General features: G+C 51.9%; 19 protein-coding genes and 1 tRNA gene. 9 read left to right on the top strand and 11 right to left on the bottom strand.

Going from position 1 to position 17,279, the window contains the following annotated elements; translation table 11 throughout:
* Positions 1-27: 27 nt before the first annotated feature.
* Positions 28-1,005, bottom strand: coding sequence for an elongation factor P--(R)-beta-lysine ligase (gene epmA / locus RAC90_RS09665; protein ID WP_033739156.1), 978 nt, complete (start codon positions 1,003-1,005; stop codon positions 28-30).
* 134 nt (positions 1,006-1,139) lie between these two features.
* On the opposite strand from epmA, the gene RAC90_RS09660 reads away from it, so the two are divergent.
* On the top strand, positions 1,140-1,664 hold the full coding sequence (locus RAC90_RS09660; protein ID WP_039338906.1) for a lipocalin family protein: 525 nt from the start codon (positions 1,140-1,142) through the stop codon (positions 1,662-1,664).
* Between the two features lie 49 nt (positions 1,665-1,713).
* Here RAC90_RS09660 and RAC90_RS09655 read toward each other — a convergent pair whose 3' ends face one another.
* The 3 genes from RAC90_RS09655 to efp form a co-directional block, all read right to left on the bottom strand.
* A complete protein-coding gene (locus RAC90_RS09655; protein ID WP_006121715.1) occupies positions 1,714-1,848 on the bottom strand; it encodes an entericidin A/B family lipoprotein in 135 nt (44 codons plus the stop codon).
* Between the two features lie 106 nt (positions 1,849-1,954).
* The gene (locus RAC90_RS09650) at positions 1,955-2,086 is read right to left on the bottom strand and encodes an entericidin A/B family lipoprotein (RefSeq protein ID WP_006121714.1); all 132 of its coding nucleotides are present in this window, start codon (positions 2,084-2,086) and stop codon (positions 1,955-1,957) included.
* Positions 2,087-2,135: 49 nt separating this feature from the next.
* Positions 2,136-2,702 (bottom strand): elongation factor P, encoded by a 567-nt coding sequence (gene efp, locus RAC90_RS09645; protein ID WP_006121713.1) that lies wholly within the window; start codon positions 2,700-2,702, stop codon positions 2,136-2,138.
* Positions 2,703-2,742: 40 nt separating this feature from the next.
* On the opposite strand from efp, the gene epmB reads away from it, so the two are divergent.
* Positions 2,743-3,771, top strand: coding sequence for an EF-P beta-lysylation protein EpmB (gene epmB / locus RAC90_RS09640; protein ID WP_033739151.1), 1,029 nt, complete (start codon positions 2,743-2,745; stop codon positions 3,769-3,771).
* A 155-nt stretch (positions 3,772-3,926) separates the two neighbouring features.
* Here the strand turns inward: epmB and RAC90_RS09635 are convergent, their stop codons facing one another.
* The 4 genes from RAC90_RS09635 to RAC90_RS09620 all read right to left on the bottom strand — a co-directional run bounded on the left by RAC90_RS09635 (position 3,927) and on the right by RAC90_RS09620 (position 7,153).
* Positions 3,927-4,277 (bottom strand): DUF4156 domain-containing protein, encoded by a 351-nt coding sequence (locus RAC90_RS09635; protein WP_375124281.1) that lies wholly within the window; start codon positions 4,275-4,277, stop codon positions 3,927-3,929.
* 193 nt (positions 4,278-4,470) lie between these two features.
* The gene (gene groL / locus RAC90_RS09630; RefSeq protein ID WP_006121710.1) at positions 4,471-6,120 is read right to left on the bottom strand and encodes a chaperonin GroEL; all 1,650 of its coding nucleotides are present in this window, start codon (positions 6,118-6,120) and stop codon (positions 4,471-4,473) included.
* 48 nt (positions 6,121-6,168) lie between these two features.
* Positions 6,169-6,462, bottom strand: coding sequence for a co-chaperone GroES (locus tag RAC90_RS09625; RefSeq protein ID WP_006121709.1), 294 nt, complete (start codon positions 6,460-6,462; stop codon positions 6,169-6,171).
* 229 nt (positions 6,463-6,691) lie between these two features.
* On the bottom strand, positions 6,692-7,153 hold the full coding sequence (locus RAC90_RS09620) for an FxsA family protein (protein WP_375124279.1): 462 nt from the start codon (positions 7,151-7,153) through the stop codon (positions 6,692-6,694).
* Positions 7,154-7,481: 328 nt separating this feature from the next.
* On the opposite strand from RAC90_RS09620, the gene aspA reads away from it, so the two are divergent.
* From aspA to RAC90_RS09590, 6 genes are all read left to right on the top strand, one after another.
* A complete protein-coding gene (aspA, locus tag RAC90_RS09615) occupies positions 7,482-8,918 on the top strand; it encodes an aspartate ammonia-lyase (RefSeq protein WP_033739147.1) in 1,437 nt (478 codons plus the stop codon).
* Between the two features lie 114 nt (positions 8,919-9,032).
* Positions 9,033-10,334, top strand: a complete 1,302-nt coding sequence (locus tag RAC90_RS09610; RefSeq protein ID WP_205951104.1) for an anaerobic C4-dicarboxylate transporter — start codon at positions 9,033-9,035, stop codon at positions 10,332-10,334.
* A gap of 57 nt (positions 10,335-10,391) precedes the next feature.
* Entirely contained in the window at positions 10,392-10,706 is a 315-nt protein-coding gene (gene cutA / locus RAC90_RS09605; RefSeq protein WP_058702621.1) for a divalent cation tolerance protein CutA, read from the top strand.
* Entirely contained in the window at positions 10,682-12,382 is a 1,701-nt protein-coding gene (locus tag RAC90_RS09600; protein WP_375124278.1) for a protein-disulfide reductase DsbD, read from the top strand. Before cutA ends, RAC90_RS09600 begins: the two co-directional genes overlap by 25 nt.
* Before the next feature lie 64 nt (positions 12,383-12,446).
* A complete protein-coding gene (locus RAC90_RS09595) occupies positions 12,447-13,025 on the top strand; it encodes a transcriptional regulator (RefSeq protein ID WP_375124277.1) in 579 nt (192 codons plus the stop codon).
* A gap of 106 nt (positions 13,026-13,131) precedes the next feature.
* Positions 13,132-13,207: transfer RNA gene (locus RAC90_RS09590), tRNA-Phe, on the top strand.
* Positions 13,208-13,381: 174 nt separating this feature from the next.
* On the opposite strand, the gene RAC90_RS09585 is transcribed toward RAC90_RS09590, so the two are convergent.
* From RAC90_RS09585 to RAC90_RS09575, 3 genes are all read right to left on the bottom strand, one after another.
* Positions 13,382-13,876, bottom strand: a complete 495-nt coding sequence (locus RAC90_RS09585; protein ID WP_375124276.1) for an OmpA family protein — start codon at positions 13,874-13,876, stop codon at positions 13,382-13,384.
* A gap of 100 nt (positions 13,877-13,976) precedes the next feature.
* Entirely contained in the window at positions 13,977-14,375 is a 399-nt protein-coding gene (locus tag RAC90_RS09580; protein ID WP_375124275.1) for a hypothetical protein, read from the bottom strand.
* A 525-nt stretch (positions 14,376-14,900) separates the two neighbouring features.
* On the bottom strand, positions 14,901-15,320 hold the full coding sequence (locus RAC90_RS09575) for a hypothetical protein (protein ID WP_054634609.1): 420 nt from the start codon (positions 15,318-15,320) through the stop codon (positions 14,901-14,903).
* 809 nt (positions 15,321-16,129) lie between these two features.
* Between RAC90_RS09575 and RAC90_RS09570 the strand changes: the two genes are divergently transcribed.
* The gene (locus RAC90_RS09570) at positions 16,130-16,837 is read left to right on the top strand and encodes a DJ-1/PfpI family protein (protein ID WP_054634610.1); all 708 of its coding nucleotides are present in this window, start codon (positions 16,130-16,132) and stop codon (positions 16,835-16,837) included.
* Positions 16,838-17,279: the final 442 nt, after the last annotated feature.

Raw genomic sequence — 17,279 nt, 5'->3', positions numbered from 1 at the left:
TCAGCGTAAGCTGGCGCGAAGCCTTGACTAGCAGCGGTCTACCGGAAAGGCGATAACCTCACTCAGCGAGTCGGCCTTCAGTGCCAGCATAATCAACCGATCTATGCCCAGCGCTACGCCTGAACAGGCTGGCATGCCATGTTCCAGCGCCGCCAGCAGGTAATGATCAATCGGGTGCTGCGGCAGCCCGCGTGCTGCACGGCGGCGATTATCCTGTTCAAAACGCTGACGCTGTTCACGGCTGTCCGTCAGTTCACGGAAGCCGTTCGCTAGTTCAATGCCCTTGTAATAAACCTCAAAGCGTTCGGCAACGCGATGGTCTTCTGTGCTGATCTCCGCCAGTGCCGCCTGGCTGGCCGGAAAGTGATAGACAAAACAGGGCTTATCCTGACCAATTTTGGGTTCCACGCCCAACATAAACAGCAGCATCAGCAAGGTATCGCGATCCTCTTCCCGATTCGCCAGCTCGCCCTCACCCAGCTTTTCTGCGGCCTCCCGCAATTGCGTTTTATCCGCAGAAAGCGGGTCCAGATCAAGATGACGAATAAACGCCTGCTGATATGAGAGGGATTCCGCGCTGTCGCACTCCAGCACCTGCTGAAGCAAATCGTCCACTTCGTTCATCAGCCGGTACATATCATAATGGGGGCGATACCACTCCAGCATAGTGAATTCAGGATTGTGGTGCCGTCCGGCCTCTTCATTGCGGAAACAACGTCCCATCTGATAAATCGGCCCGCTACCGGCTGCCAGCAGGCGTTTCATATGGTATTCCGGGCTGGTCATCAGCCAGAGGTCGCATCCGTCGGACATGCCGGGGCCGACAAACCGCGTCTGGAAAGGCACCAGATGGATATCGGTGACGGTCGCCTGACTCATGGCTGGCGTATCCACTTCCAGTACGCCACGATCGGCAAAGAAACGACGCACTTCAGCCACAATGCCTGCGCGTTTAATTAAATTGGCAATGGACGCGCCCGGTTGCCAGCTTGCCGTTTCACTCATGGTGATGACTCCTGATACAAATAAGGGTGGGAAGTCTACTCGCAATGGCGGTGCCAGACAATCATGGCGCAAAACTGTCCAATAAACTGGCCGGGTTCTATAATTAACAGGTTAAATAACAAAGGAATCTTTTTATGTCTCCATGGAAAACACTGGTCGCCAGCCTGAGTACCGTCTTGTCCGTTGCCTGCTCAACCACACCGCCGAAGAATGTTACCGTCGTTGAACACTTCGACAGTGAGCGTTATCTCGGTCAATGGTATGAGATTGCCCGGCTGAATCACGGCTTTGAACGCGGTCTTGAACAGGTGACGGCAAACTACAGTCCTCGGGAAGACGGCGGCCTTAAGGTGGTTAACCGCGGCTATAACCCGAAAAAGCAGCGCTGGCAGGAGAGCGTGGGCAAAGCTTACTTTACCGGCGACAAACAACGCGCCGCGCTCAAAGTTTCTTTCTTTGGCCCCTTTTATGGTGGCTATAACGTTATTGCGCTGGATCCCGACTACCGCTATGCGCTGGTCTGCGGACCTAACCGCCACTATTTATGGATTCTGTCCCGCACGCCGCAGTTGGACAACGACGTGAAGCAAAAGCTGGTACAGCAGGCACGTCAGGCCGGTTTCCCGGTGGATGAGTTGATTTGGGTAAAACAGGGATAGAAGAGAAAATAAAGCCGGTACGAAAGACGTTCGTACCGGTTTTTGGAGCTTACTGCGCGCTACGTTGAATCGCCTGACCGCCTGCTTCAACGTCTTCGCCAACGCCACGCGTGGTATTACAGCCTGACAACAATGCCGATAACATCACCACAGAAAAAATCGCAACAATACTTTTCTTTAACATAAGCCAGTTCCTTTTTTACGTTGCATTAAAAGTACAGCTTTTAAAGCATAGACCGATTACGCCACGCTGCGAGCCTAACCCGCTGAAAAAAGGAAATTCTGCCGTGTTACTTCGCGGCGCGAGAAATAGCCCCACCCAGGTGAGAGACATCCTCGCCAAAACCGTGAAAGGTATTACAGGCGCTCAGTCCAGAAGAGACCAGCAACGCCAGCGCGATAAGTTTTGCCAGTTTTTTCATTGTTGAAACTCACATAAAAAAGGCGCATCACAGGATGCGCCTCTCAGGATTATTTTACGCGTGAAACGTATTCGCCAGAGCGGGTGTCCACTTTCACCACCTCGCCAATCTGAACGAATAAAGGCACTTTAATGACGGCGCCGGTAGACAGCGTGGCAGGCTTGCCGCCTGTACCCGCGGTATCGCCTTTCAGGCCTGGGTCAGTTTCAATCACTTCCGCTTCGATAAAGTTCGGTGGCTGAACTGCAATCGGTTTATCGTTCCACAAGGTTACGATACACTCCGCATTGTCCTGCAACCACTTCTGTACTTCATCCAGCACTTTAGCTTCAACCTGGTACTGCTCAAAGCTTTCCGGGTGCATGAAGTAGTAGAAATCGCCGTCGTTGTAAGAGTACTGCAGCGTCATATCCTTCACGTCTGCGCCTTCGGCAGAATCGGTTGATTTGAAGGTTTTCTCAACGCGTGAACCGGTCAGCAGACGACGCATTTTTACACGTGCAAACGCCTGACCTTTACCCGGCTTAACAAACTCGCTTGATTCGATGGCATAAGGTTCGCCTTCGAACATGATTTTAAGACCGGTACGGAAATCGTTGCTAAGATAAGTCGCCATAAAGGCCCTCTGTAGATATTAACTGGTAATAGCCAAAAAAATGGCACACATTGTAACCCTAAATTCCCCTTCCAGAGAAGATTGGTTGCAGCAACTTGCTGATGTTGTCACTGATCCTCATGAATTACTGCAACTTTTAGCGCTCGATCATCTTCCGGATCTGGCTGCTGGCAGCGATGCACGTCGGCTTTTTGCCCTGCGCGTGCCGCGCGCATTTATCCAGCGGATGAAAAAAGGCGATGCGCAGGATCCCCTTTTGCTTCAGGTATTGACCAGCCGCCAGGAATTCATTGAAGCGCCAGGTTATAGCACCGATCCGTTAGATGAGCAAAACAGCGTGGTGCCGGGATTACTGCACAAATACCAAAACCGGGCCCTGCTGCTGGTCAAAGGTGGCTGCGCCGTGAATTGCCGTTACTGCTTCCGCCGTCATTTTCCTTATCAGGATAATCAGGGCAATAAGCGTAACTGGCAGGCAGCGCTTGATTATATTGCCGATCACCCTGAACTGGATGAGATCATCTTTTCTGGCGGCGATCCGTTAATGGCGAAAGATCATGAACTCGCCTGGCTGATTGAGGCGCTGGCTGCCATTCCCCATCTGAAACGGTTACGCATTCACAGCCGACTGCCGGTGGTGATCCCTGCGCGCATTACGCAGGCGCTCTGTCAGACGCTGGCGGAAACGCGCCTGCAGGTTCTGATGGTCACCCACATCAATCATGCCAACGAGATCGATGACGCCCTCTGCGACGCCATGACGCGCCTTAAGCGCGCTGGCGTAACGTTACTCAATCAGAGCGTGTTGCTGCGCGGCGTGAACGATCGGGCGCAATGCCTTGCGGCATTGAGCAACGCACTGTTTGATGCGGGCATTCTGCCCTACTACCTGCACGTACTGGATAAAGTGCAGGGCGCGGCGCATTTCTATGTTTCGGATCAGGACGCGCGTGCCCTGATGCGCGATCTGCTGCCTTTGGTCTCCGGTTATCTGGTACCGAAGCTGGCGCGCGAAATCGGGGGTGAGCCCAGTAAAACCCCCCTGGATCTGCAACTTCGGCAGGAATAATCCGGCCCCGACAAGCCCTGTTTCGGCACTGAAGCAAAGCCTCGCGGAACGGTTGCACTTCAAGCAAATACAGCCTCTTACATTTCATCCACGCATAAAAAAACGACCGGCACGCGGGCCGGTCGTCTCAGAAATCTTGCCAGTTCATTGTCCGATCAGTTAGGGCACTTATAAACCTGGCCGGTCATTTTACTGTCGAGTGGTGCAAACGCTGAAAGCAGGTTTTGTGTCGGGCTGGTCGCACCGTAAATCATGTTACCGCCCATTTCTGCTGCACGGTTACGCAGATCGTTAGCCGCACCACGCAGTGCGCTGGTTTCACCACCGGCTCCGCTTAACCAGTTACTTTGTGAGCCGGTCAGGGTGCCCAGAAGCTGACACTGTTTGCCAGGCTGCTGATCGGTAAAGGTGACGCGCTGACCTGCAGAAGAGAGTTCGGTTGAGCTGCTGCAGCCCGCAAGCAATAACGCGCCAGCCGTCAGACCGAGCAAGAGGTTAATCCGCATTATAATCCCCATTTATTATCATCAGAGTCGGATGGCAGCGTAGCAGAAAAACACGCATTTTTTCTGCACATTCATTGCCCTAATCCGTGCCAACGTAACCGTTGCGCCACTACTTATACCTTTTCCTCAGCAAAAGAAAAACCCCCGACCGTTTCCGATCGGGGGTTCCTGTGACGCAAGGGTCAGGGGGCAATTACATCATGCCGCCCATTCCGCCCATGCCACCCATACCGCCAGCGCCTGCACCTAAATCTGGCGCATCGCTTTTCGGCAGGTCAGTGACCATACATTCGGTGGTGATCATCAGGCCAGCAACCGACGCCGCGTACTGCAGTGCAGAACGGGTCACTTTGGTTGGGTCCAGAATACCGAAGTCGATCATGTTGCCGTATTCTTCAGTCTGCGCGTTGTAACCGTAGTTACCGTCGCCCGCTTTCACGTTGTTGGCAACAACAGAAGGCTCTTCACCGGCGTTAGAAACGATTTGACGCAGCGGAGCTTCCATTGCGCGCAGCGCAACTTTGATACCCACGTTCTGGTCTTCGTTCTGGCCACGCAGTTCTGACAGCTGTGCTGCCACACGAACCAGCGCCACACCACCACCAGCAACCACGCCTTCCTCAACCGCAGCACGGGTTGCGTGCAGGGCATCTTCAACGCGCGCTTTCTTCTCTTTCATTTCAACTTCAGTCGCTGCGCCTACTTTCAGTACGGCTACGCCGCCTGCCAGTTTAGCCACACGCTCCTGCAGTTTTTCTTTGTCGTAGTCAGAGGTCGCTTCTTCGATCTGCTGACGAATCTGGGTAACGCGGCCCTGGATGGTGCTTTCTTCACCCACGCCATCGATGATAGTGGTGGTGTCTTTATTGATAACCACACGCTTCGCCTGACCCAGATCTTCCAGCGCAGCTTTTTCCAGCTCCATACCGATCTCTTCAGAGATAACGGTACCGCCAGTCAGGATAGCGATATCCTGCAGCATCGCTTTACGACGATCGCCGAAGCCAGGTGCTTTAACCGCAGCCACTTTCACGATACCACGCATGGTGTTCACCACCAGGGTAGCCAGCGCTTCGCCTTCTACGTCTTCCGCGATGATCAGCAGCGGTTTGCCTGCTTTCGCAACGGCTTCCAGCACTGGCAGCATTTCGCGAATGTTAGAAATTTTCTTGTCAGCCAGCAGGATGAACGGGGATTCCAGTTCTACTGCGCCTGTTTCTGGCTTGTTGATGAAGTACGGAGACAGGTAACCGCGGTCGAACTGCATACCTTCAACCACGTCCAGCTCGTCTTGCAGACCGGTGCCTTCTTCAACGGTGATAACGCCTTCTTTACCCACTTTTTCCATCGCCTGCGCGATCAGGGTACCGACGGTTTCATCAGAGTTTGCAGAGATGGTACCCACCTGCGCAATCGCTTTAGAGTCTGAGCAAGGCACAGACAGTTTTTTCAGTTCTTCAACTGCAGCAACAACCGCCTGGTCGATACCGCGCTTCAGATCCATCGGGTTCATGCCCGCCGCAACGGCCTTCAGGCCTTCGGTGATGATGGACTGCGCCAGTACGGTTGCCGTGGTGGTACCGTCGCCCGCCGCATCGTTGGCTTTAGAGGCAACTTCTTTCACCATCTGCGCACCCATGTTTTCGAACTTGTCTTCCAGCTCGATTTCACGCGCAACAGAAACGCCATCTTTCGTGATGGTCGGTGCACCAAAAGATTTATCCAGAACTACGTTACGGCCTTTAGGACCCAGGGTAACTTTTACTGCATCTGCCAGTACGTTTACGCCACGCAACATTTTTACGCGTGCGTCATTACCGAATTTTACGTCTTTAGCTGCCATTTCAAATTTCCCTTAAATTCGTTTCGTTCAGTGAATTACGCGTAAAACTTACGCTTCAACAATCGCCAGAATGTCGCTTTCAGAGATGATCAGGACTTCTTCATTGTCGATTTTCTCCGTTTTGGCACCGTAGCCTTCGCTGAAAATCACAACGTCACCCACTTTCACATCCAGCGGCTTCACTTCGCCACTTTCAAGAATACGGCCTTTACCCACAGCCAGCACTTCACCGCGCGTGGATTTGCCTGCAGCAGAACCGGTCAGCACGATGCCACCCGCTGACTTAGCTTCCACTTCTTTACGCTTCACGATTACGCGATCGTGTAATGGACGAATTTTCATTTGATAGCTCTCCTTTGAGAAGTCCAATCATTCATTTTTGGGTTGAATACCGGGCTGTGTGGCTTCCGGCCTCGTGACCAGAGAGATAGGGCCGCGCTTTCCCTCTTTCAAGGGGGGAACCTACAAATTTTTTTTGCCTGATGATGCGACTGATGACTTTTTGAACAAAGGTGGCAAACGGGCGGGCGAACAAACAAAAAGCGCGACCCGACGTCGCGCAGGGTGGGAATTAACGATCCTTAGGATCGTCATGGTGTTCAAGACGATCGGTATCTTTACGTTCGTACTCGCCATCCATGGTATAGCCACTGTCCGGGCCCGCTCCCGGCCCGCGCCAGACGCGCAAATGCGGCATCAGCTTCAGCGTGAGGTGCTTTTGCACCGGTGGCAGCAGCAGAAGCAGCCCCAGCATATCGGTAAAGAAACCAGGCAGCAGCAGCAGGAAACCGGCAATGATCAGCGAAACGCTTTTGATCATCTCCTGTGCCGGGCTTTCATTACGTGCCAGCTTCTTCTGCATCAGCATAAAGTTTTTCATGCCCTGATTTTTGACTAAAGACACGCCAATGCAGGAGGTGAAAACCACCAGCAGCATGGTGAGCAGCACGCCCAGGACGTGTGCAACCTGAATGAAAAGTGAGATCTCAATCCAGGCCAGTACGAAAAAGATCACTAACGGTAACCAGCGCACCGGATTCTCCTGTGAGTCAGGCTGCCCGGTCGTTAACCCGACAGCGTGGAATATGAATGTGAAAAAGGTAAAAAACAGAGATGGCTATTCTGATCGTCAATTTCAACCGCACCCGGCAAATTTTTGCTTACGGGTTATTTTTGTGAGCGATTTCACATATTGTTAACGTAACGCGGCCAGACAGGTGATCTCTGTTCGCGCTTTGCGTCTCTGTCAGAATAGGATCGTGCTCACCTGCCTGAATACGGATAAAATAGCGGTTCTGGCGCTTCCCCACAAAACAAACACATCATCTGCGATGGTTAGCAGTGACAACAAGAAGGTTATCATGGCGAACAACATTCGTATCGAAGAAGACCTGTTAGGCATGCGTGAAGTTCCGGCGGATGCTTACTATGGCGTTCATACTTTGCGTGCGATTGAAAACTTTTACATCAGCAACAGCAAAATCAGTGACATTCCTGAGTTTGTTCGCGGCATGGTGATGGTGAAAAAAGCCGCGGCGATGGCAAACAAAGAGCTACAAACCTTACCGCGTGATATCGCCAACACCATTATTCAGGCCTGCGATGAAGTGCTGAACAACGGTCGCTGCATGGATCAGTTTCCGGTTGATGTTTATCAGGGCGGCGCAGGCACCTCGGTGAATATGAATACCAATGAGGTACTGGCGAATATTGGTCTGGAGCTGATGGGGCATCAAAAAGGCGAATATCAGTACCTGAACCCGAACGACCACGTGAATAAATGCCAGTCCACTAACGATGCCTATCCGACGGGTTTTCGTATTGCCGTGTACAGCTCACTGCTGAAACTGCTCGACGGTATCAGTCAGTTAGCGGACGGGTTTCAGCGTAAAGCCGATGAATTCCAGACCATTTTAAAAATGGGTCGTACCCAGCTACAGGATGCGGTGCCGATGACGCTGGGCCAGGAGTTCCATGCCTACAGCGTTCTGCTGAATGAAGAGACGAAAAGCATTTTGCGCACTGGCGAACTGCTGCTGGAAGTGAACCTGGGCGCAACCGCTATCGGTACGCGCCTGAACACGCCGGACGGTTACCAGCAACTGGCGGTGCAGAAACTGGCGGAAGTCAGCAACCTCGCGGTAGTGCCCGCCGAAGACCTGATCGAAGCCACTTCAGACTGCGGTGCCTATGTCATGGTGCATTCATCGCTCAAACGCCTGGCTGTCAAACTGTCGAAGATCTGTAATGACCTGCGCCTGCTTTCTTCCGGCCCACGCGCGGGCCTGAACGAGATTAACCTGCCGGAGCTGCAAGCCGGTTCCTCCATCATGCCTGCTAAAGTGAATCCGGTGGTGCCTGAAGTCGTCAATCAGGTGTGCTTCAAGGTGATTGGTAACGATACGACGGTCACGATGGCGTCGGAAGCCGGCCAGCTTCAGCTCAACGTCATGGAGCCGGTCATCGGTCAGGCGCTGTTTGAATCGATCAGCATTCTGACCAACGCCTGCTATAACCTGCTGGAAAAATGCGTCAACGGTATCACGGCGAACAAAGCGGTCTGCGAAGCCTACGTGTTTAACTCCATTGGGATTGTGACCTATCTGAACCCCTATATCGGCCACCACAATGGTGACATCGTCGGTAAAATTTGCGCCGAAACCGGCAAAAGCGTGCGCGAGGTGGTGCTGGAGCGCGGCCTGCTGACCGAAAGCGAGCTGGATGATATTTTCTCTGTGCAAAACCTGATGTATCCGGTTTACAAGGCGAAACGCTATACCGATGAAAACGAACAGTAAGGCGTAATTGCGCTTACTGGTGTAAAAGGCACATCGTAATCAAAACGATGTGCCTTTTTGTTTGTTAAAAGGATGGGTTTGCTTTTCGGCTCATCATCATTTCGGGAGTGGCACATGTTCCTGGTTGAACTGTTTATCGTGGTACTGGCGATCTGGCTGGGCGCGCGTCTTGGCGGGATCGGGATTGGCTTTGCGGGCGGCATGGGCGTGCTCATCCTGACGCTTGGCTTTGGTATGAAGCCAGGCGCCATTCCGTTTGATGTGATTGAAATCATCATGGCGGTCATCGCGGCGATTGCGGCCATGCAGGTTGCTGGCGGCATGGACTACCTGGTCAGCCTTGCCGAACGCCTGCTGCGTCGTCATCCCCGTTATGTCACCTTTCTTGCCCCGCTGGTCACCTATGTGATGACGCTGCTGGCGGGCACCGGTCATACCGCCTTCTCTACCCTGCCGGTCATCGCCGAGGTGGCGAAAGAGCAAGGCGTGCGTCCTTCTCGTCCGCTGTCGATGGCGGTTGTCGCATCTCAGGTTGCCATTACCGCCTCGCCAATCTCGGCGGCGGTCGTCTTCTTTGCCACGCTGCTCGAACCGCGCGGCGTCAGCTATATCATGCTGCTGGCCATTGCCATTCCGGCTACCATGGTTGGGCTGTTTCTTGCCGCGCTGGTCACTAACTTCCTGGGAAAAGAGCTGAAAGATGACGCCGTTTATCAGGCTCGCCTGGCGAAAGGCGACGTGGCCCTGCGTGGGGAAACCGTCTGTCACGCCAGACCTGGCGCCAGAAAGTCTGTCCTGCTGTTCCTGATCGGGATTGCTGCCGTGGTGATCTATGCGACCATTACCAGCGAAAGCGTAAACCTGATCGTCAATCCGCCCCTGCCGCGCAACGAAGCGATTGTGGTGTTTATGCTCACTATTGCTACGTTGATTAGTCTGACCTGTAATATTGACAGCGGCGCGATTCTGAGCGCCAGTACGTTTAAATCCGGTATGAGTGCCTGCGTCTGCGTCATGGGCGTAGCCTGGCTCGGCGATACCTTCGTCAAAGCCCATCTGGCTGATATCCAGATGCTGGCGGGGGATACCTTAAAAACCTATCCGTGGATGCTGGCGCTGGTATTGTTCTTTTCTTCGATGCTGCTCTATTCTCAGGCAGCAACCGCGAAAGCCCTGCTGCCTGCGGCGTTAGCCCTTGGCGTCACCCCTTTGACAGCTATCGCTTCTTTTGCCGCCGTGTCAGCGCTGTTTGTGTTACCGACCTATCCCACACTGTTAGCCGCCGTTGAGATGGATGACACTGGCTCGACCCGAATCGGTAAGTTCGTTTTCAACCATGCCTTTATCATTCCCGGCGTGCTGGCCATCACACTGTCTGTCGTGTTCGGCTTTATTTTTGGTGGGCTGCTGCTGTAGTCCCGACCGCACAGTGAACATGCTATCATCGACGCGATTTTCAACAGGAGCCTCATGATGAATGCCGTTGTCATCCTCTGCACCGCCCCTGACCAGGCGTGCGCGCAGCAGCTTGCCACCCAGGCGCTGAAGGCCAGACTGGCCGCCTGTGTCACCCTTTTACCGGGTGCCACCTCGTACTACGTCTGGCAGGGCCAGCTGGAGCAGGCCAGCGAAGTTCAGATGTTACTCAAATGCGATACAGCTCATCAGCAGGCATTGCTCGATCTGCTTAAGCGCTCACATCCTTATGACGTACCAGAACTGCTGGTGCTTCCGGTTCAACATGGAGACAGTGAATACTTGTCATGGCTGCACGCATTGCTCGCTTAATTACCCTGATACTGGCCCTGTTTATCTGCCTGCAGGCGCAGGCAGACCTGTTTGCCCCCAAAACCACCAGCCGCTTTTTGCCCGTCGACCAGGCTTTTGCTTTTGATTTCGATCAACAGGGCGCACAGCTCAATCTGCACTGGAAGGTTAAAGACGGCTACTATCTCTACCGCCAGCAAATCAGGGTCGTCGCCAACAATGCGCGTATCGCGCCTGTGGCCTTGCCAGCGGGTCAGCCACACGAAGATGAATTTTTTGGTAAGAGCGAGATTTATCCGCAGAACCTGAACGTGCCCGTCACGCTGCAACAGGCCGCCAGGGGCAGTACGCTGAGCGTGACGTATCAGGGCTGTGCTGCCGCCGGCTTCTGTTATCCACCTGAAACGCGCAGCATTCCACTCACGCCCGTTGTCGCCAGCGCGGATGCAGACTCAGGGGAGCGCCCGCCCGCCACCGCCAGCCCGCTCCCCTTTTCGCCATTGTGGGCGCTGCTGATTGGTGTCGGTGTGGCATTTACGCCCTGCGTCTTACCGATGTATCCCCTGATTTCGGGCATTATCCTTGGCGGTAAGCGTAACAACTCGCTGGGTCGCCTGTTCGCGCTGGCCCTGGTTTATGTGCAAGGAATGGCGCTTACCTATACCTTGCTCGGCGTGACAGTCGCCGCGGCTGGCCTGCGTTTTCAAGCGGCCTTACAGCATCCCTATGTCCTGATCGGTTTATCCGTGCTGTTTGTAGTGCTGGCCATGTCGATGTTTGGCCTGTTTTCGCTACAGTTACCCGCCAGCGTACAAACCCGTCTGACGCTGTGGAGCAACCGTCAGCAGGGCGGCTCATTGCCCGGCGTTTTCCTGATGGGCGCGCTGGCAGGTTTAATTTGTTCCCCCTGCACCACCGCGCCGCTCAGTGCCATCCTGCTCTATATCGCACAGAGCGGTAACCTGCTGGCGGGCGCCGGTACATTGTGGCTGTATGCCATCGGTATGGGCTTACCGCTGATTGCCGTGACGCTGTTCGGTAGCCGCTTCCTGCCTAAAAGCGGCCCCTGGATGCAGACCGTCAAGGAAGGGTTTGGGTTCGTTATTCTCGCGCTGCCGGTTTTCCTGCTGGAACGGGTGCTGGGTGAGCTATGGGGCGTGCGCTTATGGAGCCTGCTGGGCGTCGCCTTTTTTGCGTGGGCCTTCAGTGCCAGCCTGCGCGCCAGCGGCGGCAAATGGCGCATCGTGCAAATGCTCATGCTGATCGCCGCCCTGATCAGCGCTCGCCCTTTGCAGGACTGGGCGTTTGGCAATGACGCGCCACAACAAACTGTCGCGCACCTTCCCTTTCAGTCTGTTCAAACGGTTAGCCAGTTAGATCAGGCACTGCAACAGACACAGGGCCGCATGACGATGGTGGATTTGTACGCGGACTGGTGCGTGGCATGTAAAGAGTTTGAGAAGTACACCTTTAGCGACAGTGCGGTACGTGCCAGTCTTAAGGATGTCCAGCTGTTACAGGCTAATGTCACAGCCAACACGGCCACCGATAATGCGCTGTTGCAGCATCTTCACGTGCTGGGGCTGCCCACGATTTTATTCTTTGATGCTCAGGGAAAAGAAATTCCCGGTTCACGTATCACCGGTTTCCTGAAGCCAAAGGATTTTGACGAACATTTGCAGAAACTGCGTGAGTAAACAACACTGGAACCTGGACACAGCCCGTTGACCTGAACGGGCCTGCACCGCAGAGGAGAACGGTTTGCAACGTGAACAGATACTTGACCATGCATTAAACGTGCTTGAACAAAATGGCTTAGCGTCCACCTCGTCGCTGAAAATCCTGGCCGAAGAGATGCGACTCAGCGAGCAGCAACTTGAGCAGTTCTGGGCTGACCGCGACGCACTGCTCTACGACGCATTACAGTTTCATGCCCAGCAAATCGACAGCTGGCGACAAGAGGTATTACAAAACAGCGCACTGCGACCCGAAGAGAAGTTAATGGCGCGCTACGAAGGGTTAAATGAGCATGTCACCAAGGGACGCTTCCCCGGCTGCCTGTTTATCGCCGCCTGCAGCTTCTATCCGCATCCCGATCAACCCATTCATCAACTGGCAGAAAAACAGAAGCGCGCCTCCTGGGAATTTACCCACACTATTTTAAATGCGCTGGGTCTGGATAACCCGAGTATGGTGGCTGATCAAATGGAGCTGGTGCTGGAAGGCTGCTTAAGCAAGCTGCTGATCAAGCGCAATGTGCAGGATGTGGATGTCGCCAAACGTCTGGCGGAAGATATATTAAGCATTGCCCTGTGCCGTAAAAATGGTGCACTGGCGTGAGTTTCAACGCCTTTGACTGAAATTCAGGCAATCAGTCACGTTTTACAGGGTTTTTTCATGAAAGCCGTTGACGGCCTGCGGCCTTTACGGTTTAATGCGCCCCGTTGCCCGAATAGCTCAGTCGGTAGAGCAGGGGATTGAAAATCCCCGTGTCCCTGGTTCGATTCCGGGTTCGGGCACCACAAATTTGAAACCCTCGCTTCGGCGGGGGTTTTTGCGTTCAAGGGTTTCAGTAAGCATCCGACCAGATGCACATCACACGGCAGCGATGAGGCAACGAGGTGATGTTGCGACCAGTTGCACGTTGTCACTTATACTGCCGTAGGGGCGTTTCAAGTACAGTAAAAGGTTTGGATTTAAGGTTGTTTAACCAGTTCAACTCGTCGATTCTGAGCCCTGCCCTGCTCATTCGCATTATCGGCCACCGGATCGGCTGCTCCAAAACCCGCGAACGATAACCTGCCGGCGTCAATGCCCTTCTCGGTCAAGGCCTTAACCACAGCGTTGGCACGCCCTTCAGACAGGGTTTGATTATGGGCTGGGTTACCGGTGTTATCCGTGTATCCCCTCACCTTTAGTTTCAAAGCCGGGTCGGTATGGAGTAGCGCAACTACCTGCTCAATCTGAGGCTGAGAATCAGGCAAAATTGTCGTTTTATCAGTAGCAAAATTAACATGTAACGCCACTTTCCCCACCTTCTTAATCTGTTCTGCCATCTCGTTCGCAGGCAATACGCGCGCGGTAATATCAAGAGGTTTCGTTTCGGCAATCAATAAACCGCCCCCAAACTCGTAGGTGCAAAGGTGAATCCAGATATTTCTGTCTGCCCGGTGAATAACGAACACCGTCACATCATTATTCCAGATATCCCCCAGGCCACTGTTGTACTTGGTCGTGAAATCACGTGGCCATGCTTCAATCTTTTTTAATACTTCGGGTGGGATTCTTCCGTTAAAAACACTCTCCCCCCCCTAACGACGTCACCACAGATTCAATATTACGACTCAACTCCAGCTGTGAAAATGTTTTGTTCTGAACGGCACTAATATGGGCCGACCAAACCTTGCCTTCCACAGGTTCAAGATGATCGCCAGTCCAGAACGGGATTTGATCGAATTCGGTGATATCAGGTTGGGTAGACGTTTCATAACCCGCAGGAAGGGCTATATAGGGAAATGCCCCTGGTGGCGCGGAAGAGACAGGCATCGCTGAAGGGTCAAACGTCTTGCTGGCTGTCTGTTTAATGCTTGAGGAATTTACGCTATCCTCCGCCATGGCTCGCGAAATACTTAAATTAGTCGCGAATGCCAGAAGCATTAAAATGAAGGAAATGATCGCTGTTTTCCACACAGAAATACCCCTTTATCAAAATTAATATGTCTTACGCAGAATATATAGCATTATTCTGAATGATGGGATGTCTTGACAGCGTTTTACCTCTCCTCTTGAAAAAGTTTTTAACACGACACATGATTAAGACTTATCAATGCGATAAAAAATGACTCATCACAATAAATTGATACCGTGTTATCGCATGCATAGCCTGTTACTCAGTGAGTGTTACCCATAAACGCTACCGTCATCTCTGGCAAAACCTACCCACCATCAAATAGAAAAAACGTGACGAGTGTAGTTGTGATAAAAGAATGAAAGGGCACATCCATTCAGGATTCAAACCGGTTCAGAGCATTCTTTATAAATTATTGTAGATAACACGCCGAACTGTGTTCTTTCTAAAAAGTCTGACCTGACAACGTCAACCCTTTGAAATAAATAACGATAATTCAAAGTTAGAAATTAAAAAAGCACTATACCTTTCACTATAAAATAATCAGGAGTGACTGTTTGCTTCCCCACTCCTGATTGTAGAGAAAATCACATAAACCAACTACTTACTGTTTTATTTTTATTAAACCTGATGAACAAATGTGATGCACGGTAATTCGTATCACCGCTCATTTTTCCAGATGCTTTTGCCATTGAATCTGACGCACTACTGGCGCTTGATGCCATTCCCAATGCGCTCGAAATAGCACTTGCACCCGGCACATAACCCATAACGCTGGATGCCGTATCCAAATTACCACTCTTATCATAAATCCATTCGTAATCACCGTCGGAACTTACGTTCTGGTCGTCTGGCGTTCCGTATAACGCCTGAACCTCGGCCTGCGTGGTTTTATCAGGAATAATATGTGAGGTCACGTAGCTCCTACTAAATTTATCTTCGCCTCCCACAGAACTACATCCGGCAAGCAACAACATCATTGTTACAGCAATCAAAATAGTTTTCATCCTGCATCTCCATGACGTTCATTTAAACCCAGAGATAGTTATTAACATGGAGTCAAAATTAAGTAAACAATATTAGTTTACATAAAGCTTACATTAACTTAACACTCAAACCACTCATGTCGGACAGTAAAAAGCAAAAAATCAACAATAAGAACTATAAAAAAAATCCAATCCAGACTTTAAATCCGGAAAAAACAGAAAAACCGAAACTTTATTTTACATAAGAAATGAGGAACTCATGGTGACATGTTTTGACGCTGAAAATCCTGCGCATCGCTACAGAGTCGTCGAGGACGCTGACGATCGTTAAAGGTAACGCCAGTTAAAACTCAGTGACACCACACTTTCACTATGGATAAATTTATATTAGGCTTTAATCCGAAAAAAATTTAACCACGTGCAGTAAAAAAATGAATATGAGCCGAGTCAATAAAATGCATCGGTGAAGAAAATAGCGTTCTTACACTAGTATTTTATTATCATAATTGCTATGTTCTTGTGGCATAACGCTATGTTCAAAAAAGACTTTTCATCAATTTTATCATCAGTATTTACTGAGTAAGTGAAAATCGATGATTGATTAGCGGGCTTGACTGAGGTGTTTCAGTTTATAAGCAATAAATAACCACCTTAAGGTAGGAATTTTACCTATCAGCGTTCTGTTAGTAGGCACGCCAGTAATCTGCTTTGCGTTGACAGCTTAATGTGGCGTTTGACGCTTTCTGAATGGCAGCGTATTGAGTCTTCATTAAGAACGTTGTCATTCAAAAAGCATCAATTGAAGATTTTTAGCCTTCAGGAACCCTCTCATGAATGACATCGCATCCATTAACATCGGCCTTCTGCTCTTCCCCGCGCTGACACAACTTGATCTCACCGGTCCTTATGAGGTGTTTGTCCGTGCGCCTCATGCGCGGGTACATCTGATCTGGAAAAATTTACAGCCCGTGATATCAGACCGTGGCATGGCGATCTTACCTACCACTACCTTTGCAACGACGCCGCCGCTGGACATCATTTGTGTGCCCGGCGGCCCCGGGCAAATCGAACTGATGGCGGATGAGGATGTGCTTACGTTTGTCCGACGCCAGAGTGAGCAGGCCAGACTGATCACCTCGGTCTGCACGGGGTCGTTGGTGCTGGGTGCTGCCGGGCTGTTACAAGGCTATCAGGCGACGACGCACTGGGCATCCTTGGATCAACTGGTGCTTCTGGGTGCCGAGCCTGTAAACCAGCGTGTTGTGCGCGATCGAAATCGTATCACCGGCGCAGGTGTCACCTCTGGTATCGACTTCGCGCTTACTGTTGTCGCCGAGCTTTACGGCCCTGAGATTGCTCAAAATATTCAGTTGCATATGGAGTACGATCCCGCGCCGCCCTTTACCAGTGGCTCGCCGCGGACCGCGCCGGCTGAGCAGTTGCAAAAAGCGCAGGACCAGATAGCTCCCTTTATTGAAAAAAGACGCCTGGCGACGCAAAAAGCGGCGGCCAGGCTGGGTGATAACCGATTGGCGTAAGCGATGACTTTCAACTGTGCGACAACAAACGCTGTCACTGCCGCAACCAGAAAGCCACCTGTCACCTGATCCGCATGTCGTTGATTTCCCCTCTGCTCTCCGCTTCGTGACGCACGGGCATCGGTAAGAATGAAAAGGACATTCCCATGTTACTTAAACCCAGAGAAGCCCGTCAGAATAACATCGTGCTGCTCAGCACGTTGGAGGCGCGTCTCTACGTCGAGCATTTCGAATCCCTCTGGCAATCCAGAACTGAACTAAATGCGTTTCTTCATGAGGAGCATGCAAAGACACCTGGGCGTGATCTTCAGGATGCTAGCGTTATCTGCTACGTGGCAGAAACGGAGCGGCCGACGAGACGGATAAGCGTTATGGACAGCAGATATTTTCCGAGGTCGTCAGCACGGCTCGGGTGCGTGGCCATAACTTCCTCTCAGACGTG

It is taken from the genome of Pantoea sp. CS_6, assembly GCF_041954745.1.
In the GTDB taxonomy this organism is placed as follows: domain Bacteria; phylum Pseudomonadota; class Gammaproteobacteria; order Enterobacterales; family Enterobacteriaceae; genus Pantoea; species Pantoea stewartii.
This window is presented reverse-complemented; position numbering and strand designations above follow the sequence as displayed.